The 25,154-nt window shown below is 35.5% G+C and carries 15 protein-coding genes; all 15 read right to left on the bottom strand.

Going from position 1 to position 25,154, the window contains the following annotated elements:
• Position 1 precedes the first annotated feature (1 nt).
• Positions 2–1,489 carry an alpha-L-fucosidase gene (locus BXY82_RS09010; protein ID WP_133757868.1) on the bottom strand — a complete coding sequence of 496 codons (1,488 nt, stop codon included), beginning with the start codon at positions 1,487–1,489 and terminating at the stop codon, positions 2–4.
• Between the two features lie 7 nt (positions 1,490–1,496).
• Complete coding sequence (locus BXY82_RS09005; RefSeq protein ID WP_133758632.1) at positions 1,497–3,578, bottom strand: alpha-L-fucosidase; 2,082 nt, start codon at positions 3,576–3,578, stop codon at positions 1,497–1,499.
• 263 nt (positions 3,579–3,841) lie between these two features.
• Positions 3,842–5,572 (bottom strand): glycoside hydrolase family 172 protein, encoded by a 1,731-nt coding sequence (locus BXY82_RS09000; protein WP_133757867.1) that lies wholly within the window; start codon positions 5,570–5,572, stop codon positions 3,842–3,844.
• A gap of 245 nt (positions 5,573–5,817) precedes the next feature.
• On the bottom strand, positions 5,818–8,178 hold the full coding sequence (locus BXY82_RS08995; protein WP_133757866.1) for a discoidin domain-containing protein: 2,361 nt from the start codon (positions 8,176–8,178) through the stop codon (positions 5,818–5,820).
• 31 nt (positions 8,179–8,209) lie between these two features.
• The gene (locus tag BXY82_RS08990; RefSeq protein ID WP_166643283.1) at positions 8,210–9,565 is read right to left on the bottom strand and encodes an MFS transporter; all 1,356 of its coding nucleotides are present in this window, start codon (positions 9,563–9,565) and stop codon (positions 8,210–8,212) included.
• Between the two features lie 22 nt (positions 9,566–9,587).
• Positions 9,588–10,718: a glycoside hydrolase family 172 protein gene (locus BXY82_RS08985; protein WP_133757864.1), complete on the bottom strand. Its 1,131-nt coding sequence runs from the start codon at positions 10,716–10,718 to the stop codon at positions 9,588–9,590.
• A 39-nt stretch (positions 10,719–10,757) separates the two neighbouring features.
• On the bottom strand, positions 10,758–12,152 hold the full coding sequence (locus BXY82_RS08980) for a glycoside hydrolase family 172 protein (RefSeq protein WP_133757863.1): 1,395 nt from the start codon (positions 12,150–12,152) through the stop codon (positions 10,758–10,760).
• 18 nt (positions 12,153–12,170) lie between these two features.
• A complete protein-coding gene (locus BXY82_RS08975) occupies positions 12,171–12,773 on the bottom strand; it encodes a DUF2961 domain-containing protein (protein WP_133757862.1) in 603 nt (200 codons plus the stop codon).
• Positions 12,774–13,115: 342 nt separating this feature from the next.
• The gene (locus tag BXY82_RS08970; protein WP_166643282.1) at positions 13,116–14,765 is read right to left on the bottom strand and encodes a RagB/SusD family nutrient uptake outer membrane protein; all 1,650 of its coding nucleotides are present in this window, start codon (positions 14,763–14,765) and stop codon (positions 13,116–13,118) included.
• 13 nt (positions 14,766–14,778) lie between these two features.
• Positions 14,779–18,021 (bottom strand): SusC/RagA family TonB-linked outer membrane protein, encoded by a 3,243-nt coding sequence (locus BXY82_RS08965; protein WP_133757860.1) that lies wholly within the window; start codon positions 18,019–18,021, stop codon positions 14,779–14,781.
• 439 nt (positions 18,022–18,460) lie between these two features.
• Entirely contained in the window at positions 18,461–19,378 is a 918-nt protein-coding gene (locus BXY82_RS08960; RefSeq protein WP_133757859.1) for a metallophosphoesterase family protein, read from the bottom strand.
• Between the two features lie 7 nt (positions 19,379–19,385).
• Complete coding sequence (locus BXY82_RS08955) at positions 19,386–20,384, bottom strand: family 43 glycosylhydrolase (protein WP_166643281.1); 999 nt, start codon at positions 20,382–20,384, stop codon at positions 19,386–19,388.
• A gap of 113 nt (positions 20,385–20,497) precedes the next feature.
• Positions 20,498–21,424 carry an alkaline phosphatase gene (locus tag BXY82_RS08950; protein ID WP_243835765.1) on the bottom strand — a complete coding sequence of 309 codons (927 nt, stop codon included), beginning with the start codon at positions 21,422–21,424 and terminating at the stop codon, positions 20,498–20,500.
• Between the two features lie 6 nt (positions 21,425–21,430).
• The gene (locus BXY82_RS08945; protein ID WP_133757856.1) at positions 21,431–24,043 is read right to left on the bottom strand and encodes a GH116 family glycosyl-hydrolase; all 2,613 of its coding nucleotides are present in this window, start codon (positions 24,041–24,043) and stop codon (positions 21,431–21,433) included.
• 29 nt (positions 24,044–24,072) lie between these two features.
• Positions 24,073–25,077 carry a hypothetical protein gene (locus BXY82_RS08940; protein ID WP_133757855.1) on the bottom strand — a complete coding sequence of 335 codons (1,005 nt, stop codon included), beginning with the start codon at positions 25,075–25,077 and terminating at the stop codon, positions 24,073–24,075.
• Positions 25,078–25,154 lie beyond the last annotated feature (77 nt).

The following is a 25,154-nucleotide window of genomic DNA, read 5'->3' as shown; positions in this document are numbered from 1 at the left end:
TTTATTTTACTACTTTGCTAATTTTAAAGGTATAAGCATACTTTGATGGTAATTCATCAGGTGTGAGATTTGGAACTTTCAGAATTAAATTCTTTCCTTTTTGAACAAATTCAACTTTTAAATCAGTTCCTACTAAAATAATTTCGGTAGTTGAACTTGCCTTAATATCTCTAATAACCAATGTTTCTTTAGGCCATTTTGGTACAATTGCAAATACATCTTTTCCTTTTTTAGTAAAGAAAATCTCACGAACCCCATATCCAGGCTCTGGATCAATGGTTTGTTTTAAAATGAAATCCGCAGGAAGGTAATGAGCGCCTTCTGGTTTCCAATCCTTTTTCCCATTTTTAGACCATTGGCAAGCACGTTCCCATTTCCTTGTACCATAAATAGCTTCTCCATTCACCTTTAACCAATCACCAATTGCTAATAATCTATCCTGCATAATTGGTGGAATGTTACCGTTTGCATCTGGACCAATATCAAGCAATAAATTCCCCCCATTACTTACTACATTTAATAGCAAATAAATTAGCGTTCTGTCTGAAGCATAATCCCAAGAATCTTCATTGGCATTGTATCCAAAAGAAAAGCCAATTCCTCTACATTCTTCCCATGGTTTACTTCCATCCAATTCTGAACCATATTCAGTTGTATAATAACCTCCATGATTAAAACGTATTCCATCTCCCCAACGATCATTCACCACAACAGATTCTGCCACTGCTGACTCATTGAACAACCATTTTAGCAACTCAGGCGAATGCCAAGTTTCGGGTTTAGCATCCCAGTCTCCGTCTGACCAAATTAGGTCTGGTTTGTAATTTTCAACTAAATCTTTGAATTGAGGATGCGTATGTTCCAAGGCAAATTTTTCTTTATCTTTTTTCCACAATGGATTGAACCATTCATATAAAGAATAGTAGGTTCCGAATTTTACATCAGTCTTTTTAACTGCTACTTCTAATTCTTTTAATAAATCCCTTTTTGCTCCAACATCTTTTGCATTCCAAGGGAAACCCCAAGTTTTATTAGCTTCCTGACTAGGCCATAGTGTAAAACCATCATGGTGTTTAGACGTAATCATCATATATTTGGCTCCAGCATCTACAAATAACCTAGCCCATTTATCTGCATCAAAACTTCGAGCAGTAAACATTTCTCCAAAATTATAATAGCTGAAATGAGGTCCATAGGTTTTAACATGATGATCGTATACCTCAGTTCCTGTAAACTTACCATTACCAAAAAGGGATTTACTTTGTAACCAATGCTGATACCATTCTGAATACGTTCCTTTAGGACTCCATGCCGGAACCGAATATGGTCCCCAGTGAATGAATATCCCAAATTTAGCATCCTCAAACCATGGCGCTATCGGACGGCTATCTATGGACTCCCAAGTTGCCTCATACTTTTTCTGGGCAAAATTAGTTTGGATTCCTACCAAACATATAACTAAAGCTTTAAAAACTATTTTTCTCATCATTTATTTATTATTCTGTGATTATTTCCAGTTCAGCATATCCTGCTTTGTTATTATTATCTGTATTGTTAATGGCCCGTAACTTTATATATTGGGCATTGGTTATATCAAACAATTTAGTTTGCCAAATAGGACTATTCTTTATATTAGAAAATTCCCCCTTGCTTTGTAAACTCCAATCCTTACCATTATTTGACGTATAGAATTCATAATTAAATATAATACCGGATGACCACCTATTTTGATCGGGCAAATATTTGAACCCTTTTATTCTATGACTTTCACCTAAATCTACAATAAGGTCTAATGGCATGTTCTCTCCAGTAAGCACCCAAGATGTGGACGTTTCCCCATCCAATACCCTTAAAACATTTTCATCTTTTATGTTTAAAATATTCCACAGCTTCTTTGACACATCAAAGCTTTCTGAAGCGATTGGACTCGACTTTCCAGATTGCTTGTCTACTACTATTGATCTAATTACCGATTTCTTATCAAACTCGAATGGTTCATCGTATGTACTGGATTTTTCGGTAGGTTCTGAACCGTCTGTTGTATAATACACTTCTAATTCTTTATCTGGAGAGGAAATGGTGACAACACCTTCTTTATCCCTCTTAATTATAGGCGCTACAACAACCTTAGGCGCTTTATACACTTCAATATTAGAAATTACAGGACAAGCCTTTGATTTTTTAATAATTAAACGAAGTTTTGAAACAGTAACTGTTGGTAGCCTCAAAATTCTTTTGTAACCAATTGTTGACTGAGAAGCCAACTCACTCCACTTTCCATTAATAAAGCCTTCAACAGTAAACGCTTCCACACGTTGGCCAAGTTGAATATACTCCTGAATTAAAAATCGATTGATCGCCATGGGTTCTTCTAGATCAATGGTCAATGAAGCTGTAGTAATGCTATCATCGGTCGTCCAATAGGTTTCCAAGTTGCCATCATTTACATTAGAAGCGGCATATATAGAGGAATTACCTCTAGTACTACTTGCTTCAACATTTTTATTTTTAACCAATTCTACTTTAAAATCTTCGCTCAATACCGAAGCTAAACCTCGAACTTGCTTTTCGTCGATTTCATGTATCAACCCTCTTTGATCTACCGGAAAGTTTAACAATAGGCTTCCTCCTCTACCTACGGAATTATAGTAAATATCCAATAAATGTGGCACTGTTTTTACTTTATGGTCTTCGGATTTATGATAAAACCAACCTGGGCGAATAGATACATCCACTTCGGCTGGTACCCAATGGGTCCCATCTTTATGACCATACCTCAATTCTTTATAATGAGGGTACCCAGGCCATACTTCATCCCTTCTTAATAGGTTCCAGTTGGTTTCACCAACCCACCCTTCTTCATTACCACACCAGCGTGTGTCTGGTCCAGCATCACTAAACAACATGGCATCAGGCTGTAGTTCTCGTACAATTTTATAAGTATTCTCCCAATCGTAATAGATTTTCCTATCGACATTTCTGTTTTCATTGGCTCCTCCATAATATCCAGAACCTCCATTTGCTCCATCGAACCAAACTTCAAAAATATCGCCATAATTCGTTAATAACTCTTTTAACTGATTTCGGAAATAAGTAATATATTCTGGTTTGCCATAATCGGGATGATTGCGATCCCAAGGCGATAAATACACCCCAAATTTCAATCCGGCTTCTTTACAAGCTTCAGATAATTCTTTTAACAAATCTCCCTTACCATCTTTCCAAGGCGAGTTTTTAACGGAATATTCGGTATATTTTGATGGCCACAAACAAAATCCATCATGGTGTTTTGCTGTGATGATAACCCCTTTCATACCTGCTTCTTTAAAAATTTTAACCCACTGCCGTGTATCAAGGTTGGTTGGGTTGAACAAAGCAGGATCTTTATCACCATAGCCCCACTCAATATCGGTAAAGGTATTCATGCTAAAATGTACAAAGGCATAATACTCCATTTCATGCCACTTCATTTGACGCTCAGAAGGTGCTGGCCCAAAAACTTTAGGCGGAGGCACTTGTTTACAAGAATTAAAACATAAAACAGCTATTAGTAGCGATAAATAATTAATTTTTATCATCATTTTAAACTTATATATATCCCAATTTCTTTAATTTTTAACTTATATAAACGTCGTAGGATTCAAATGTAATAAAAATAATTTATTTGCTGAATCGATTTAGCAAATAATTTATTGACAACTCTTATTTATCTCTTATTCCTAATAAACTCGATCACATTATTAATTATTTACCTATAATCATTTTTGTCTTATCAAATAATTATATTACCCTTAACTTTAATTTTTTATTTCATGAATAAGTTATTATCCAATAATTTTTACTATTTAACAGGGTGTATTTTTTCAAAATCCAATAACACTTCTTCTTTAGCACCTTTATAATCGGACTTTATATTAGATTCTCCACCAGGCATCATATAATAAAAAGTTGTTGGAGCATAATTGAGTGTGGCCTTATTCCAGTGCCACAACTCCATATCAAACTTCAAACTTGTATTAAAAGGCAACACATCAAGGGCTCTAACTCTTGTGTTTACGGTGTAACCTGGCGTCATATTCCCTTCACCTGAAGGCTGGGCAATAAACGGGTGTGAAAACTTTTCCCCCTTGCACCAAGCATAATTATAGTAATCCTCTGTTCCTGTTCCAAAATGTGATGGAAATTGCTCACCATCAATGTATATTTTTTCATCTCCTTCTCCCCACCAGCAATAATTAAAAGTTCCCTCTTCTTTGGTCCAACTTGTTTTTCCTATAGGCAAATTATCATTAAACAATGTTAATACATCACCCACATATACTCCTTTACCTTTTAGAGTTACAAAATTTACGTCTCTAACACCTTCACCTCCTAACATATTTTTAGGAACTCCAGTATTTACTTTTGTATATTGGTGCCATGATGTATAAAAATGCATAGCGTTTTTATTCCATTTATATGAAGAATACTGTAACGATCCATTAACTCCTATGGTTGTTTCTCCAATATTTTCTAAAGTAATTTTACAAGAATTTTTAAAAGGCATAAGCCATTTGGAGGTCAAATTACCGTCTACAGATACTTTGTTATACCTTGTTTCAAAAGCATCTATTCGATAACCTGCTCCAAAAAAATCACCTAAAGGAGCCCATACTGTTTGTTGATCGTCAAAAGTACATTTGATGATGACAGACCTTAACGATTGTGTTGGGTTATCTTCCTGAATACGCATATTCAATTGTTCAATAGCGGCTCCAGCATCTTTTTTAGAAACAACCAATTCTTCACCAGGAGTTAATTTTATTTGAAAATTATCAAGCTCCTTTAACTTCCTTTCTTGACTAAACCTTCCATCTAACAACATTTGATTGGCTGCCTGAATAATTGACTTATTTTGACTTATGGAATTTTTAGTGAAACTTTCAATTTTTGCTCCTGCAGCATATTCTCTATAATCAATATTATAATATAAAATTTCACTTTTTGTTTCCCAAGGGTTTCCTTCCTTGATCAAATCAGACTGATAGGTTATTTTGCAAGATTTTGCATAAGGTATTGGCAAATATAAATTATGGCCTCGTTCATCGGCTATAGTCTCCGGAGACACAGAACAACTCATTGGATAGCCTACTTCGTTGTTTTCCCCAATAAAACTTCGTATGGTCTGACTTATTACTGGTTCTTCTTTACCATCAATATAAATTCGTAAAATACCTTGTCCTCTATTTTCTCCAGCCCCAGTCATCCAAAAATGGGTAATGGCTCCTGGTGATTTTACATCCATTAGAACATATTCTTTTCCATTTTTAGTTTTCTCAATGCCTTCCCATTGATTCATATCCCAATTATGAAACCAGTTTCCCTCTTTAGGAGAGGTACTTGAACGGTCATAACTACTTACGTGTTTAGTAATGAAAGATGGATCTGGGAAGCGGGTTAACTGTTCCCTAGAGGTCATTTCCTTGAGAAGTGTTTCCATGTTAACTTTTGATTTCTTTTGCGCCCATACTCCACTAAAAAGAGCAAATGAAATCAGGAAAAAAACCGCTTTAATTTTTAATTTTTTTTTCATTAATCTGATTTTAATATTTAAACTATTTAATTAATTGAATTTCTGCCCATAACAAGTTTAACAGGCTGAGGAATAATCTTATAAGTATTTATTTCATGTATCTTTTTTAATGTACAGCCAACATTAGAGAAAACAACAATCACTAATGATAATGATATGAGTTTGTACATAATATGATGGAATTAAAAATTTATAATAGTACCGATTATATAATTTTTTTTACATGTTGTTTAGAAAAAATTGCACTATTGTGGTCCAAATTTACGGCCTCCATAAACAGGCTCTTGGTCTACCACTTTAAATCGTAATACACCTAACTGATGATCTCCTGAACTATGAACTTTCAGTTTCACATATCTAGCTTCAACGGGCTTTTGATCTTCACCATATTGTTGATTTATAGCAAGTGTTGACACTTTTTTCCCTTCACCATAAGAAGTCCATTTTATACCATCCATAGAAGTAAAATACTCGAATTCGTAACCGTTTTTGAAATACACTTCCTTTTTTGTTCCTTGCTCAATGTAGCCAAAAGCCGAATTCACATAGTATATATCAGATACTTTACCTAAATCTAAAACCAACTCTCCTTCTTTTCCTTTGCCTCTCCAGTAAGTTTCTGTTTTGCCATCTGTAGCAAACGATGCTTTACTGTTTATAGCACTACCCACAGCTATTATATTTCTACCTACAGCTACACCTTTTGTTTCTATATAGAATTTATTATTGACAGGTAAGGCCTCAGGAAATAATTTTTCAATTTCCTCTCTATGCCTTAATTCTGAAATTTCAGGTTTTACACCTGATTTTTCTTTTATCCACGCCGGGTATTCTCCAGCATCATCTTTATAATAGTAGGCTTCACCACGTATGTTATAATCATGAGATCCGTTTGCTAAATAAGGTTCATGAGAACTACCTATTACTATATTATCTTTAATTTCTATTCCTCTAGATCCATTGTCAATATAGATTCCATGACTATAGGCACTACAAAATCGAGCTTCTGGATGCGCCACATTTTCAATATAATTGGCATACCATTTTGTGTCTGGAGAAGCTCCTAAATTATATATAGCAGCAGTATCACCCAGTTTTGTAGTTACATTGGTAATTTTATTATGTGCTACCAAAACACCGCCGGCAACTGTAGGATGGTTGTATGCTTTATCAGAACCATCTTTCCAGAAATCGAAGTTATCAACGTCATAACGCCCCCAACCCCATCCAAGGGTAATTCCACCTGCTGAAGATCCATTGATTGAATTGTTAACAATCGCTGCATCCTTCACAAACGAACATTTAATAGCACAAACATCCCAGTACTCAACACCTACATTTTTAATACTATTATTGTCGATAATAATTTCACGGCTTATTTTTTCATTTACAATATGATGATCTTGTAAATTCCCAATCGTAATGGCCGAACCTGAAATATCGTTGAAGGTATTACCGAAAATATTAACATATTGGTTATTCGTATCAAAATTCAAAGCCGTTCCTCCCAGATGCTGAAAGGTGTTTCCTTTCATCACTACATTTCTTGAATTTTTAAAATGAACATTCCCTGGAATATCAACCAAACCTTCAAAAGCATCTTCGATAGACTGGTAATCTGGATCTGCGAGAACAGCACCAGATTGGATACTCACATAACCAAGAGATGTAGAAGGTTGATTCCAATTTGCATAAGCAAACGTTATTCCTTCAAAAGATACATTTTCTACTCCGTCAGCATTAACAAGTTTTTCAACATTCGAGATGACCACATCAGACTCATTTAATTGCTCTCCTTGTCTAGGTTTATAGTAAAGAGTACCATTCTTTTTATCTAAATACCACTCTCCATCTTCATCCAAAAATTCAATGGCATTTTCCAACCAGTTAACTGCTTCTGTGGCCTTATTGTTCAAAAGTCCAAAAGGTCCAATTTTGGCAAGATCCCAATATTTCTGATCGACATAAGCGATATTATCTTCTATTTTATGAAGTTTACCTCTATACATTTTCCAACGCATAATGTTCACCATTTCAACATCTGCTACATTTGACAGCTTAGGAAAATCTTTTGGCACCTTAAATCCATTTGGTGTATTTTCATCATCTCTACATGATACAGATCCACATTGTTTAGGTGTGTGTGCTATTCTTTCCCATCCATCGGCATTAACGGTTCGTGCCCTTATAGCTCTTTTACCATTAATATATAGGTGCCTTCCTTCTAAACCTGAAGACACTTTTGCTGTCCATATCCCATCTTTATTGGTGTCCTTCCATCTAGTAATCTTTACCCCACCACTAATTATTGGTTTTGAACCATCAACAGCTTTAAACGAAATATTAGAATCTTCACTACTTAGTGTTAATGATTTATTTAATGTATAAATGCCATCAAAAAGGTTTATTACAACATAGTCTTCTACTTTTCTTGCCTGATCTTTTGCGTATTCTAAAGTTTTCCATGGTTTTTCTTTAGAACCAACATTGAAATTACTACCCAAAGGAGATACATAAAACTGTGTATATTGTGCAAACGCATTATTTATACCTGCTAATAACAAGACTAATAAAAAGCTTATTTTTCTTTGTTTTTTTACATTCATTATTGATATATTTTTTATTTAATTATTCATTTTATTTAATTCTTAACTCTTGAAGTTTTAAAGCATTTAGAGCTATTGTTTTGCTATTTAATTTAAATAAACTCACCACCAACGCAGTTAATACAAATACAATTGCTGGGACAATTGCGAAGACAAATAGAATACCATTCGTAGCTTTAAGGGTTTGTTCAACTCCTCCACTTACATATCCATAATAGCCCATAATCGTCATGGCTAATGCACCTCCTATCGAAAGTCCTAATTTTAAAGAAAACAAGGTAAATGAAAGTGTTAATCCGTCCATTCGTTTGTAAAATTTCAACTCACCATAATCAACAGCATCTGCTGTAAATGTGAACCATATAGGAGCAATCATTTGGTTAAAGAATCCTACAAAAAACTGTATTACCATAATTAAAATGATATTTGTGTTTCCAACGAAATAGGAAATTGCAGACATAATAGCACATATATACAATAACATAATATATGCCTTTCTTTTATCCATTATATCCAGCACTTTTGTTGCTAGCTGTGCTCCTATCATTCCTCCAACCATCCAAATGGATAAAAATAAAGCTGAATAGGCCACTGCGTCTTCAACATAAATGGTTATGTAGAATAATTGTGTTGTATTTTTAATTGTTTGTGCACTCACCATTAATAGTGTTGCCAGAGCTACCAAACGATATTGATCATTTTTAAAAACAAATTTGATATCCTTAATAAAATTCCCCTTTCCTTTTTCTGAAGCCAGCCCTTTAACACGTTCTTTGGTTGTAGCAAAACAGATTACAAACAGTATAACAGATAAAATAGCCATTAAAATCATGGCATTTCTATATCCTATTGCCGGATCGCTCCAATAGTTCGTTAAAGGAAGCACTAAGGATGTTACAATAAGCCCACCTCCTGTAGCAAACATAAATCTAGTTGCATTTATTGATGCTCTCTCTTTAGGATCACTTGTCATGACACCGGTTAAGGCTCCATAAGGTATATTAGTAGCCGTAAATAATAACATTAAGGTGGTATATGTGGCGTAAGCATAAATAACTTTTCCTTCAGGACCCAAATCCGGAACTGTAAAAACCAGCACACTGGCTATGGCATAAGGAACCGCTAATATGATTAAATATGGACGGTATTTCCCCCATTTTGTATTAGTTCTATCAACGATAGCCCCCATTATGGGATCTGTAACGGCATCTACAATTCTTACCACTAAAAAAATGGTGGCTACTGTAGTTGTACTCAGTCCATAAATTTCTGTATAGAAAAAACCAAGTAATAATAATACTGATTGATACACAAAGTTACCTGCAGTATCGCCCAATCCATATCCTATTTTTTCAAGCAATCCTACCTGATCTTTATTTTTGTTCAAATTCATTATTTATTATAAATGTTTATTGAATAGACAGTCCTTCTTTATTTGGTAATGCTTTCAATTGAATACTTGGTAATGTCTGGTACCAAAAGGCAACTGTAGCTATATCATCTTGACGCATTAAATACTTTCGTTCTTCAACGTTGTCAAACTGTTTTGTATTGAAATTCTTCCAGCCAAGGTCCTGTACAGTAACTTTTAATTTTCCTTTAAACCGAATAGGATCTTGTATATGCCAACGGTACAATGAAAATCGTGGTTGAATTTTATATAAACCATCTGGAGCTTCATACTTATGGAAGCCTCCATAAGGTGAATTATACATTGTGTATCCTTTATTTGTTTCCCAATTAAAGGCTCCTAAAAAATAATCTTCCAAGCCAGTACCACAAATTGTAGGGAATTCATCATCCTTATCGATAAAAAACTTTACTTCACCTTCTCCCCACCATCCACCGGCACCGTTTAAACCAACACTCATGGCTGTACCGACATAATGACCTTCTCCTTCTATATTGTCTATAATAGTATGAACCTCATTTTTTTTAACAGGGTTTGATCTTCTAAATGAAGCATGAAAGTAGGCACATTTTTCAGGTATTCGTGTTAATTGGTAATTGATCTGATAATATAAAACCCTATCAATATCACTTCTGTTTTCTATGGTGAAGTAACACCGTTCCTTAAACGGCATAGACCAAAAACAGTTAAATGCATTTGAAGGATTTACTGCTACTGGAATTGAAACCAAAGGGTCGAATTCACCACCCAACAACATATCAGTATTATCAATATAACCACTCGCAAAAAAATCTGGAAATGGCACTTCTACAGATGGATGTTCTTGATTATCCCAATAGATTCTAATAATCAGATCTCTGGATATAAGACCAGTCATCCAAATACTTTGAATATTACCCATCTCTTGAATATCTGCTATCACAACAGTTTCCTTCGGAGCAATTGTGATTGCAGGGTTTACTTTCCAGCCTTGTCCTAACTCACTGGCCTGTTTTTCAGCAAAACCTTTTTTTGCTCTTCCACCTGCTCCAATTCCTCCTGTAGGGTTTTCTGCGGTAATACAGCGTGATTGCGCATTTGAAAGCAGACTTAAATTCCCTAATGACATATTTAATCCATCAAAACCCATAACTACCTCTTTTTAGTATTCCTATATATATTTTTTAAACTATTCTACAATTAAATAATCGACTCCCAATTTATCTGCCTTAGGGTTAGCTTTATTAGCTCCTTTAACTATTAGTTTTAGTGTATTATTTCCTTTCTTTATTTTTCCATTCCTTAAAGGGTGTTTTTTAATACTCAGCTTTTCATTATATAAATCCAAGTTTTCAAAAATTAATTCATCGTTCAACATTACGTCAACTATTACGTAATCGGCTGCATGGGTAAATACCATGGTCAATTCACCCAAACGTTCATTTTCAGAGTAAAAACCAGTCTTTAATACGTCATTCTTTTTAATACCCTTCCATAACAAATGATTACGAGCACTCCAATCAAACAAAAGAAAAGCTTGAATGATCGCTTCTCCTCCCCTTACCTCATTAATAGCAAAACCTTCGGCTTCGAATTTATCAGCAAATCTTACCGGGATTTGAACATTTTTTACGCTTTCTGAAAATTCTGCTTTAGCATCTTTAGTTCCATACCAAAATGTAGTAGGCGCATAGTCCATGTGGGTGGATGCCCAATGCCAAATTTCCATATCAAACTTTAACGATTTCTCAAAGGGAATTACATCCAACGATCTCCAACGACTATTGACCGTTAACCCTGGGCTTCTATTGCCATCTCCAATAGGTTGGGCAATAAATGGTGCTTCAAAATCAGCAACACTACACCAAGCATAGCCATAATAGTCTTCTGTACCTGTTCCGAAATTAGAAGGGAACTTTTCTCCATCCACAAAAATCTTTTCATCACCTTCTCCCCACCAATGATAACTATTGTTAAAAAGTGTCAATACATCTCCAACATATTTGCCTTTTCCTGAAATAGTAATAAAATTGACATCCTTTTTTTCTGAAGTTTCAATATTTGGATAATTACGCCAGTTAGCATGAAAATAAAGGCTTCTTTCATCCCATTCCCAAGAAGCATGGTGCACATCCATTTTCACCAATTCAATAGCCTCTTTTCCATAATTATGAATCGTAATTTTTGCTGATTCCTGAAAAGGCATCGGAAAATACAATGTCATTCCCCCCTCTTCATTTACTTCACTCAGCAAACCTTTATATGGTGAAATCTTGTAACCAGTTCCAAATAAATCTCCTACGGGTACCCAAACAGTGTTTTTTCCATCAAACTCCATAGCTATTACTGTAGCACGTAAGGCTTGTTCCATATGTACTGCATTTAACTTTACAGCTAACTTCCTTATTGCCCTACCTCCATTGACCCTAGTTGATATGGATTCACCTGCCTTTAAAACACCGCTAAATGAAGATTTCTTTCCGTTGCTGATAGTCGATTCGTGAAGTCCGAATTTTTGAGATGTAATACTTATGTTCTTCTGAAATTTTCCATTTTCCCAATCTCCTTTTATATAAGACTTCATCAATACTTCAGAGGTATACTACCGATAATTAATTTGATAATAAAGCACATCGTCTACACTTTCATCTTCCTTCTGGTACGTTACTTTACAATGTTTGGCATAGGGCAATGGAAAATATAGGTTATGCCCTTCAAACCAACCCCCGTTCTCCTGAAACGAGGCTACTCGTTGCGACAGAGGGGCACCTACATATTTATTTGAAGAGATAATTTCATCTATCCTACCTTCTATCTGTGGACTTGACGCATTATCAAAATAAATCCTAAGGGTACCCATAGAAAATTTTTGTGCATGCCAAGTGCTCCAAAACCTTACAATGGCTCCTGGACCTTCCGCATCCATAAGAACATGTTCTTTACGACCTTCATTAACTTCAGCACGTACAAACTGACTAGCATCTGCATTATCAAACCAACCCTCCTTGTTTTTTGCAATCGACTGACGCGAGTAACTACTGGCTTGTAAGGTTTTAAAGGAATACATGGGAAGCGTTGCCAATTCATCCTTATTAACCATTTCATCTAAAAGAGTAGCTATGGTTATATCCGGATTGGCAACAATTTCTTGTCCTGCAACGGAACCTATTAACAATAAAAACGGAACAGCTATATGTATCTTCATTCTAAAATAGTTTATGGATGAAAAGAATGACAAATGCCAAAATGACTTATCCGTTAACTGCACTCTATAGTCATTATATTCATAGCTTGACCCAATAACATTCAATTTGCTAAATAGATTTAGCAATATAGTTCTAGTATTTAAATTTTTATATTATATGTAAATATTTAACACTTATGTATATCCAGTTGGTTTTCACAACTATTCTATGACATAAATGGTATACATCAGTTATAAAAATAGGGAGCCTTTCGGCTCCCTAATATTCACGCTAACTAAACGTAAAACTAAACTCAACTCAATTAAAAAAACTAAAACAACTTTTACTATTATTTAAAATTTTTACCAACCTGGGTTTTGCTCTAGATTGTCATTTAGCTGTATTTCATCCGTAGGAATTGAAAATAGGTAATTCTTAGGATCTACAAATGATCTAGTAGCCGCCGGATCTACAACAATAAATCCATCGCCATCCGTATTAACAACAACATCTGGATATTCTGTCTCAAATTCGGTTCCATCAAACTGCACGCCTCTTAAAGCCATTGGCAGTACATCCTGAGCCGTTTTCCAACGTCTAAGGTCATCGTATCTAAATCCTTCGTAAGCTAATTCAACATTTCTTTCTCTTCTAATCTCTTCTAACATATCGAGACTATTAATAGTTACAAAAGCATTTGTTAAATCGGCAACACCTGCTCTGGCTCTTAAATGGTTAATAGATCTGTTAAGATCTGCATCAGAAATACTGCCGTCCTTTTCGTATAATGCTTCAGCTAGGTTAAGCAGTACCTCAGCATAACGAATAGCCATCCAATCATAAGTTTGTTGGCCAGAAGTCGCATTGGCACCATTAGCAAGAAACTTTCTGGACTGGTATCCTGTTGGTGTTAACCCATTACCTGTTCCAATTACCGGACGCTGCTCAACATCATTCCCGTCAACATTTCTAATAGTACCTGGTTTCATGATAGTTCCTAACATTCTTAAATCCCTATTTTCAAATTCAGAACTCAAAGTAGCTTTGCCTTGAAATAAAGGAGAATCCTCTATTGGTAATCCATCTGTACACACATATAAATCAGCTAAATTTTTAGTTGGTGCAGCATGTTGTGTATCTACCCAACGCGATGTATTATGTGTTTGGTTTAAACCAGCATCATATCTACGTGCTAAAATAGTTTCTGAACTACCTTGTCCTTCATCTAAAAACAAGAAATAGTAACTGTCTGCTCCCATATCATCATAGATACCAAAGTTACCACCATTAATAACAGCATTAGCTCCATTTATAGCTGCATCTAAAAAGCGACCACTATCACCACCGCCATGGTATTTTTGCCATGTTCCTTCAAAAAGCCCTACTCTAGATTTAAAGGCTTGTGCAGCATCAGCAGAAATACGACCTAATTCGCTATCACCTATTTCATTATGACCAGGCAATCTTGATATGGCCCAATCCAAATCAGCTATTATAAAATCTGCCACCTCACCTCTAGTTGATCTTGGAGCAAATAATTCTTCTGAATCGATATCTAAAGGTTTATCTACTAAAGGAACACCTCCAAAACGCTTTAGAAGTCCAAAATAGGTCCAAGCACGGAAAAAGCGTATCTCTGCCACATATCTTTCTGCTTCATCTTGAATTTCTGGTGAAACCAGATCATATTGCGCTATGGCAATATTCATAGAACGAATAGCCTCGTATGAACCATTCCAAGCACCATCTGATTGAGATAAAAGAATATTACCTGAACTTACACCATTAGAACCCTGTCCCATGCTAAAATCTGAATTAAGATCTAAGGTTCCGCTAGCATGACTTCCTAAGTTCCCATAGTAATTGTTAGCCCAAGATCTCCAATCATCACCACTTTTCCAAAATGTAGCGGGAGACAATTGATCTAAAGGAGCCAAGTCTAAGTCTTTGTCACATGAATTTAAGACTATAGCTAAAACTATTACCGCTATTGTTTTAATTTTATTTATCATCTTTTTCATAATTTTAAAGTGTTATGTTTATTCCAAAAGCGTATCGCTTCGTAAATGGATAAATATTAGAAGCTCCATTATTCTCCGGATCATAACCTCCATCTAAATGATCTATTGTGAATAAATCTTCTCCACTAAAGTAAATTCTCATTTTTTCAATTCCAACTTTATTCATAACATCACTAGGTAATGTATAGCCTATAGTTACGTTTTTTAATCGCGCATAAGCACCATTTACCTTGAACAACGTAGAATGTCTCCAGTTATGCCATCTTACATCGTTTTGTATTAATCTTGGGAATGGGGCACCAGTGTTTTCTGGTGTCCAAGTATTACCATAGAACCTTTTAAGTGGTGGTCTCCAAGGTTGTGACCATGGTATGGCAAAATCACCTTGATAGAAATGTGTTCGCTTGCCAACCCCTTGTATAAAGGCACTAAAATCCCAGCCTTTGTAAGCAGCTGTTAAATTTACACCAAAGGTATATCTTGGTTGTATGGTTCCTAAAGGCACGATATCAGCGTCATTACCATCGTCATCTACAGCAGACAGTTTTCCATCACCATTTATATCTTCAAACATTGAATCTCCCAGACCTAACTGACTTGACGGCACGTTTTCAAGGCTTGAAAAAGCATCTAATTCCTGCTGATTTTGTATTAGACCGGTAAAATTATATCCAAAATAGGTATTAATCGGAAAACCTTCCCTAACACCATTTAAACCTGAACGAGCTAAATCAGCACCATTTAAATCTATTAGCTTATTTGTGTTATCAGCCAAATTAAACTTAACACCATAAGAAAAACCAGAGCTTGTTTGGTCGTTCCAACCTAAGTTTAATTCCCAACCTTTAGTCTCTAACTCACCTATGTTTTGAGCTGGTGGTGTACCTCCTAAAACAGCTGGTAAATTAACCCCTACCAACATATTATCGTTATTCTTAATAAAGTAATCGAAACCTACATTTAATCTTGAATTTAAGAAAGAAGCATCGATACCAAGATTGGTTGTTTCAAGGTTTTCCCATGTTCTTATAGTTGAAACCAATCCAGCTTCGCCAGCACCTAATGTGGCTGATGGAGAAGCCCCAAATGGGTAATTATTAATTCCTAAATTAATATTTGGCAAGTAATCGTATAGTCCACCAGCACTTTGATTACCTGTTTGCCCCCATGAAGCCCTTAACTTTAAGTTATCAAAAACATTTTGATTTGCCATAAAGCTTTCTTCCGAAAGTACCCAGGCTCCAAATACTCCATAAAAATTACCCCATCTTTGATCTGGCGAAAAACGAGACGTTCCATCTCTTCTAAAGTTTCCTTCAAGAATATACTTGGAATCAAACACATACCTAGCTCTACCAAAAAAAGATTTAATTGCCCAGTGGTTACCACCACCAGCAGCTTGTTGATTTTCTGACCCTCCTAAACTTAAAGCAAATAGCTCCTCTTGAGAAAAATCTTGTCTTTGCGCAAAAAACCACTGAAATTCTTGCTCTTCGTGACTTGCTCCTGCTGTTACACTAATCTCATGCTTATCATCAAACGTAGTTTCGTAATCAAAAAAACCAGTATAGTTTCTGTACGTAGTTTTTTCATTTTGTTTATACGCAAAAGGAATATTAGTACCCCATTCAAAATAAGCAAATTCATCTCTTCCATTATATAATGGCACTTGCTTAGTTCTATTACTGGTATTTCTGTTTGTACTTGTAATGCCTGCCTGTCCAGTTACAGTAAGTCCTTTAATGGGTTTCCACTTAACAGAGGCATTGGTTCTAATAACATTGGTATTTTGTTGTTTAAGACCATTATCAAACTGTCCAATCGGGCTACCCCAACCCCATTGACCAAACGGTCTTCCTTCTGGAGTTAAAGCAGGAAACCAAACATAATTTGAGACAACCGATTCTAAAGCTCTATCTATAGAACTTGTTCGTGCTCCTGTATGTACATCGGCAGACTCTCTTCTTTTGTTATCTTCTATAGATATACGGGTATCTATTCTTAATTTATTTGAAATATCAAACCCATAATTCATTCTTAAGTTTAATCTTTCATTATCGTCTGATGCTGGTGCAATAATACCATCTGTAAACACATACCCCGCCGAAAATAAATAATCTGAATGTTCTCCACCTCCGCTTATGCTAGCGTTATACTGTTGTTGGTGTCCATTTTCAAACACAATATCATTTAAGTTAGTAGTTTGGAAGAAGATAGCATTACCAGCCGCATCTAAGTATAACGGTGGTGTATCTGGACCAATATCATCAATCCAATCTTCCCAATCAGACCTTCCTCCAGCATTTGCTATGGCATCAATCTCCATTTCTGCCCACTGCCTAACATCTACCAATTCAAATAGGTTTGCTGGCGAGCTAATAGCGTAAGTAGAATTGAGCTCAATTTTTGGTTTACCTCCTTTTTTCCCTTTTTTAGTTGTAATTAAAAGGACACCACCAGCAGCACGAGCTCCATAAATAGAGGCTGCTGCATCTTTTAATACCGTAACATTCGCTATATCATTAGGATTTAACAAACTTAAATCTCCAGGAATCCCATCAATAATAACCAATGGATTATTACCTCCATTAATAGATGAAAAACCACGAATGTTAATATTAAAGTTCTCTCTACCAGGTTGTCCACTGCTCTTAGTGATTGTTAGTCCCGGTATAGCCCCCTGCAATGCGGTAGTTATGTTATTTACTGGTCTATCTTCAATAATTTGAGAACCAATTTGGTCCACAGCACCAGCTAAAGTCTTTCTGTTTTGTGTCCCATACCCAACCACAATCACCTCTTCCAAGGCGTTGGCATCTTCTTCTAGAACAACATTAATAGTATTAGTGTCTCCTACAGTAATAGATTTTTTATGCATTCCTAAATATGAAAACTCCAGAACATCACCTCTTTTCGCCTTAATAGAGTAGTTACCATCAAAATCTGCTACTGCACCTATATTACTACTTATAACAACAACATTTGCACCAGGTAATGGCATTCCACTTCCATCGGTAATAGAACCTTTAACGATACCGTCTTGAACATTGTCAGAAAGGCTAAATGCGTCTGTTAAAATGGAATTACTGACCAATAAATTTTGTCGTAATACCGGAATATTCACATTGCTTTCTGCATGTGCATTGAAACTTGTCAACGAAGCGATAGATAAAAAGAGAATACCCTTTCTTATTACTTGGTTTAGCAAGAATTGTAATTTTTTATCAAAACAAGAGTTTTTCATCATATTTTAGTTTTGGTAGTTGGTTGATAATTTTCAAATTTTTCATGCCACATTATTCTTTTGAATCGGCCTTTGTTTTTACATTTTATGTCATATATAATTATTCATAGGTTAATATTTAATTTTATCTGGCGCGCAGATATTTTAATAAACCGCTATTTTAGTTTAACCGTTTCAGCGAATAGTTTAAAAAAAAACACCCTAATAATAAATAGCCTTTAATTATAAAGCTAATTCGATTTAGCAAAATAATTAAAAAAATATCTATGTAGTTAGATCCGGTTAAATACTCTTATCTTACGCTAATTCGATTTAGCTAATGTATAAAAAATAAATTAAAACAATAATATTTTACTAAAAATATATTAAAATTTAACCTTTGGGTTTTTTCATTAGGTACCCTATTGTTCTTAAAAATATCTCACCTCTATAATTTTTAGCCTTAGAAAGAATGAGGATAATACTTATTTTCGATGAGACCATCATGGTATAGATTGACAATTGCATACCCTGGGGGCGTTTCTTTATACCAATATTTTCCTTTGGATTGCTCATTGCCTTCCTCCCACCAAAATCCGCTAAGAGCTCCATTGCAGAAATAATTTACTCCATTATACTGAGCAGTATCCAACAAATGTACATGTCCACTTAGACAATTTATCTTCTTGTCCCGATGCTCATAAAACAAGGAAGCAATTTCAGCACTGTCCGTATGATTTCCACCATCTAATATTGTACAAACCCCCAAAATCGGATAATGTGACATTATTAAAACATTGCTTCCTTGATCAAGCGACTTTAAGTCCTCCTGTAACCAAACGCGCTGCTCTTCATCCAATGAGCCAGCCTTGCCATTATTACTATCCAAAATAATGAAATGCCATCCTTCTTTGTCAAAACTATAATACCTGTTGGGTATTCCCAATTGACTCACAACATAATCCTTTCCATACATTCTATCCATATTATCCGGAGCGGCCCACCACATATCATGATTCCCTAGACAACTATAAATTTCGTATTCAGATAATTCACTTCTTAATTCTTGCCATAGGTTCCATTGTTCCTCTACCCGTTCTCGTCTAATATCAACATAATCCGCAGCATAAATTGTATCACCCCCATTGAGAAAGAAGTCAATTTTATGTGATTTAATATTGGCCATACATTGCCTAAATCGCATTGGAGCATTCAATTCTGGTCGCATATGAATATCGGTAATATGTGCAATTGTCAACACTTTTTTACCATTGCCTTCCTCATCAAATTTTTGTGAATTCCCGAGTTGCGGCATCAACATTGCACCTGCTCCGATTCCTAATTTTTTAATAACACTTCTTCTATCTATATTATCCTTCATACTAAAATTATTTCCATTCCAATTTAGCTATGGATAATCCTTTTTTATCCCAACCAGTATTGGAGATATACCATTCATCTTCACTAACCTTAATTACCTCAGGGGCATGCAAAGGCAGGGAGGTCACTAAATTTTCTATGGGAAAATTTGTAGGGTCTTTTGACCAATATACATGGGTTTCATTATAATCGGTGAGTGCAAGACACACAAATAGGTAGTATAAACCATCTCTTTTTACTATAAAGGGACTCTCGGAATCACCTCCCCAATCCGCTTCATAGGGTTGGGTGTGAACAATTTTTGGTCCACTCCAATGTTTCAGATCCGGACTGGTTCTAACTGCTACACAAGATCGAATATCCACTTCATTGAAGGTTCGGGTATAATAAAAGTAGTACATACCATTGTCTTTAAAAATATACGAGTCTCGGGCATGCCCAGGGTCGCTAAACAAAGGGTTTAATTCATGCCGTTTCCAATTAAACATATCATCGGATTCTGCCATACACAACTGTCCCCAACTGGCATAATTTGGTGCATTTTCCTGTAAATTGCCTATATTATAGAACATGTAATTTTTACCGTTTTCCTGAAAGACATGGGGTGCCCATAGCACCCGTTCAACTCCAGGCTTTACCTTAAGAGCATAATCGTGGTCTTCCCACTTTAATTGGGAAATGCTATCAGCAGAAATATGGAAAAGTTTATTTTCTCCGGTCCAGGGGTTAATGGGTTTATGACCAATAATACCATAGGCATGCCATTTGCCGTCTGGCCCCTTGGCAAAACAATGGTCGTTGGTGTACCAAGTCGTATCGATTTCAGAACGGGTATCATTTGGATTAAATATATGTTCCCATTCACCAGAAATTATGGGAGTTTCTACCTTAAAGGTAGCTTCTTTCGGTTTCTCTGTTTTTATGGATTTCTGTTTGCATCCCATAGGAATCATCGTTATTCCTGCCAACATTAGGGAAAAGGGTAATTTTAAAAATTTATTTTTCATATATATCCTATTTATTGATTTTTTATCGTCCTGTGCAACTAACATATCTTAACTCCTAAATTAAATTAGTTTCCGACATACTTATTTTATAATACTATTTTTTGATATAATATCTAGGGGGTAAAAATTTCGGTTACCGGTTTTCCACGCCATGATTCTGGAACTTTTAACCCTAATAGATATGCAATGGTAGCTGCCGTATCATAGGTAACAATAGTGTTTTTAAGTTCGCCTTTCCCCAATATTCCTTTTCCATAGGCGATCCAAGGAATCTGAGTTTCTAATAAAGTTTTTCCTCCATGGCCAGTAATTATTCCACCATGGTCTGCGGTAAAAATAATGATAGTCTCTTGCATTAAATTTTCCTTTTCCAAGGCTTCTAAAAGGTTTCCTACCAGCTTATCTATACGAGATACAGCGCTGTAATATTCAGGAGTATCGTGGCCAATAGCATGACCTGTATGATCTGGCTCATCTAGATGTATAAAAGTAAAGGCGGGCTTTTCATGGATAATAAAATCAATGCCATTCTGCATCGTTTCTTCTTCTGTTTCACCTTTTCTGTCCAGATCGACCAACTCTTTTTCAAAAAGATAGCCTATTCCTGACCAACTATAGGACACCCCCATTTTAGCCTTTGGCAATTGCTGATCTATAACACTAAAAATGGTAGGATAAAGTCCGCTTTTTCCCAGAACAACAGAAGGTAACTCTGGTTTTTTGCTTCCCCATTCCGTAAAGCCATGAAGCTCTGGTCCCGATCCCATTATCATGGAAGCCCAATTTACAGCACTTGAAGAAGGTAGTACTGCTCTAGCACTTAAAGAATATGCTCCTCCCTCCATCATTTTTCTTATATTAGGCATCTCTGCTTTATCAAAGGCATAAGCTCCTAACCCATCGGCCCCTACCAAAATAATATGTTTGGCCAAGGGCTGTCTTTTACTGCCAAGAACTTTTTCTGTTGAGGAGCAAGACATATTCAAAAAGATAGAAATCAGGGTAAATATGGTTATAACAAAATTGGATCTTATTTTCATTGTATATTATTTCAGGACTAACACTGCTTTTATAACATCTCCTTTCTCTAAGGAAATGGGAGCTGTTCTTATATTTAATGCTCCTTCTATAGATTTAGAGTCAAGGGTCGTCACAGCTTCTCCATTTAAGGTAATCTGCCACTTGGAAGCTTTTTTCCCCTTAGGAAGTTCGAGTTGGATTTGATTCAGGTTTAATTTGCCATAATTCATACTCAACTGTACTTCTTGGGAAGAATCCGTTACCTGTTGACTAAAACTTCCCCAGCCTTCTGCTGTTATAAAGGCTGATTTAAAGTTTTCCGGATTCATCTTCGGTGCAAAACCAATAATTCCCTTTGGGCCATAATATTTAAAGCCAGAAGCCGCAATAAAAGGAGCATAACCACTCATTGCTCTGGTATAATGATTCCCATACTCAATCTCGTTATATGGGTTTCTTTTTGAAGGAGCATAGCGATCATGTACCGCTTTTTCAATTTTCATAGCCTCTTCTACAAGTCCCTCAGAGATAAGAGTTGCCGCCAATTGATGTTCCTGTCCGGTCCATATTTCACTAAAATAACCTATAACCAGATTTTCCCATTCATTTTTAATAATTCCAGGAGCCTCATCTGTACCGCCTTTTGGAAAGGTGCACATAATAATTCCTTGTTCATCTTTATCAGCATAGAAACGTTTTACAGGAATATCTGCATGCTTCAAATAGTCTCCATAGTTATCGGTAAAATTGTATTTCATAATAGATTGAAGTGCTTTTTTTACCTGATCGCTTGGTAAAATATCTCCCAACCCTGTTTGAGTCGTCCAATATTGCCCCAATAATTGATCGGTATGACAGCCTATATTGGTATTTGGAGAATCAGGATGTTCCATATCTGTTTTTTGAATAAAATATTCTCCATTAAATAATTCCTTAGAAATATTTTTGAATGATTTATTTGCTATTTTTTCACATTCCCTAGAAAATTTAGAGTCACCCATTTCCTTTGCCATTTCAACCCCTGCTCTTAAAGAAGCTGCATACAAACCACTTATCCAAGTAATTTTTCCATACCAAGTTCTATCTAAGGTATTGTATTGTTTACCTTCCAAAATCCCATCAGCACGTCCTGTTTTTTCCTTATCCTGATCTATCATAACCTGGATAGATTTCTTAATTCTCTTCCAGTTATTTTTTAGAAATGTTTTGTCTGAAGACATTAAATGTTCACGGTAAATGCGCATTATCGTACCTGCGTGCCCATCAATAGCAAATCCTCGTCCATCATGACGTCCTGTATTACTAAATTCACCCCGATAACCAATAATACCATTTTCTTCATATGACAAGCCTAAATCTATCTGTTCTCTAAGTTGTCGTGCCAAGTTTGGGAAAACTCTACCCATAGCTTGCTCATAATGAAAAACATGGGTGCAAGTTCCTTCACCTAGATAAACTCCTTCAAAAGTATAAAAGCGTCCTTCACTTTCTGGAGAATCGGTTAGATCGTTAAACCTTACCGAGGCTGTGGTAGCCAAAGTACTAACATTGACAAATGTTCTGTCTAAAAACCATTTTGGCAAGGAAGAATCATACCAAGTTTTATTCCATGTTTTGGTGGTTTCCAAAAGATTATTATTATTTAGTAAATAATCAGACACCTCTTTAGAACTATTAAAATATGTCGTATAATAATGTCTTAGGTTTTCTTTATTTTTCCAATGATGCCCTCCATCCCACAAATGAATATTTGGAAAGTACCAACTTAAATGAAACGTAAAAGTCTTGCTTTCTCCTGGTTTTAAAACTGTAGATCCAGATACGCTACCGACTAGCTTATTTCCAAGACTTGTCGAGGCTTCCTTCTTGTCACCATTCGCGTTAAAAATTGGCAATCCTTTTGAATCAATAGATTCTGCAGTAGCCTTTCCTTTACCAACTAAAGTCAAACTCATTGAGCCCCAATCGGGTAATTTATCTTTAAATTTATCATCGCTCTCACATACCAAACGAGTATATTCTTCTGTTGAAATCACTTTATTAGTATGCTTTCCTTCATTGCCTTCTGCACTTAAGAAACTTGACATATTTTGTAACCATCCTGATAATTCTATAGCTACATCTTCATCATCATTATTGCTTACTGTATATTCTAATATTGTAACTGGTAATCCAGAATTCTTAGCATCTGTTGGGATAAAAGGAGAATAAGCTACTAAGTTTGCACTTACTGGTAACCTATCATCATTATAAGAAACTTTACCAACAGGATATTCTCCTTCAAATAGCACATCCGAAAAACCTGTACTGTTTAAAGCTCTCACAAGAACACGATCTCCTTGGCGAATGGTCAATCCAAAACCGTTTTCAAACTTTTTATCTTGGGTTAGTGGGTTTTCATAATATCGATGTCCTCCTTCATTACCTGGGTTTAACATTGCTACGTTGAAAATATCCCAATACCAAAGTTGGCCATCACCTCCAAGGTATACTTGTCCTGCACAGATTCCTCCCACGGGCATTCCAATATACTTTAATTCATTTGTTGAACTGCCTTCTAATTTACTTTTCTTATCTGTTTGAGCTGTTACATTCAATACGAACAGTCCCATTAAAATAATGGCATATAATCTATTCACGACTTTATATTTTTTATTTCAATTATTTATTATTGTTTTAACCACCCCAATTCAGTCATAGTCACACCATGACCATTCAAATAATGTGCATCTTCAGGACCACAAGAAGTGATATATTCTTTTCCTTTATAATTGACTATTTCTGCCGCATGACCAAATAAGGTTGTTACCACATTTTTTTCGTAATCAAAATGATCTGGATCATCTGAGACAACTACTAATGTCTCTGCATAACGTCTGTGGGCATAGGTAAAAAACAAATACCAAAGTCCGTTGTGTTCTTTTAAATAAGGAGATTCTATTAAAGTTGCCCATTCTATGTCATTAATCCCTAAGATGGTTTCAGGGTCTTCAAAAGTGATGAAATCTTTAGTTCTAATTCTAAGTACCTGTGATTGCTTTACACCTTTATTTCCAGTTGCCACCACGTGAATCCAATATTTTCCATCAGAGCCTTTCATGATATGAGGATCTCTTGTTCCTATCCTTAATTTATTTGGTAAAATGGCGGTTTTAGTTTCTTCCCAGTTCATTAAATCTGTAGACCAATAAACCTCTAATTGCCTTTTCTCTCTCCATTGTTCTACAACCATTACCCAACGATTAGATTCATCATGCCATACAACAAATGGAGCTCCAACGTATTCAGTTCCTTCAATTTCATTAATAGCAAAAGGTTGACGTTTCCAGTTTTCGGTTGCACTATTTGAAGTTAAATGACCTAAATAGGGATGGTATCTATATAGTTCTTTCCCTTCTGGAGGAAAAGGATTATTGATTCCAAACCAATGAAGTTCTCCTTTTTTATCGGTTACAAAACAATGATCATTAGTGAACCATTTGTTTTCATCAAAATCCTTAGCTGGTTTTGGATCAAATATTTGTCGACTTTCTCCTTTTAAATAGGGTATATCAGCAAGTTCCAACAGCGACAACCCTTGCTCATTGGGTTTATTGATTTGCGCTTTACTGATGTTACATGAAGATATGGTTAGAGTGACCACTATTGCTACAACTATGTTTATTGATTTCATTTTTCTGTATTTTGGTAATAAAAGTTTCTATTGGCTAATTTTAAATCTAAAAAAAACATTCTTTTTTTGATATATTT

The organism is Gelidibacter sediminis, assembly GCF_004364975.1.
Classification (GTDB): domain Bacteria; phylum Bacteroidota; class Bacteroidia; order Flavobacteriales; family Flavobacteriaceae; genus Gelidibacter; species Gelidibacter sediminis.
The sequence above is the reverse complement of the archived record's forward strand: the minus strand, read 5'-3'. Positions and strand labels throughout refer to the sequence as shown.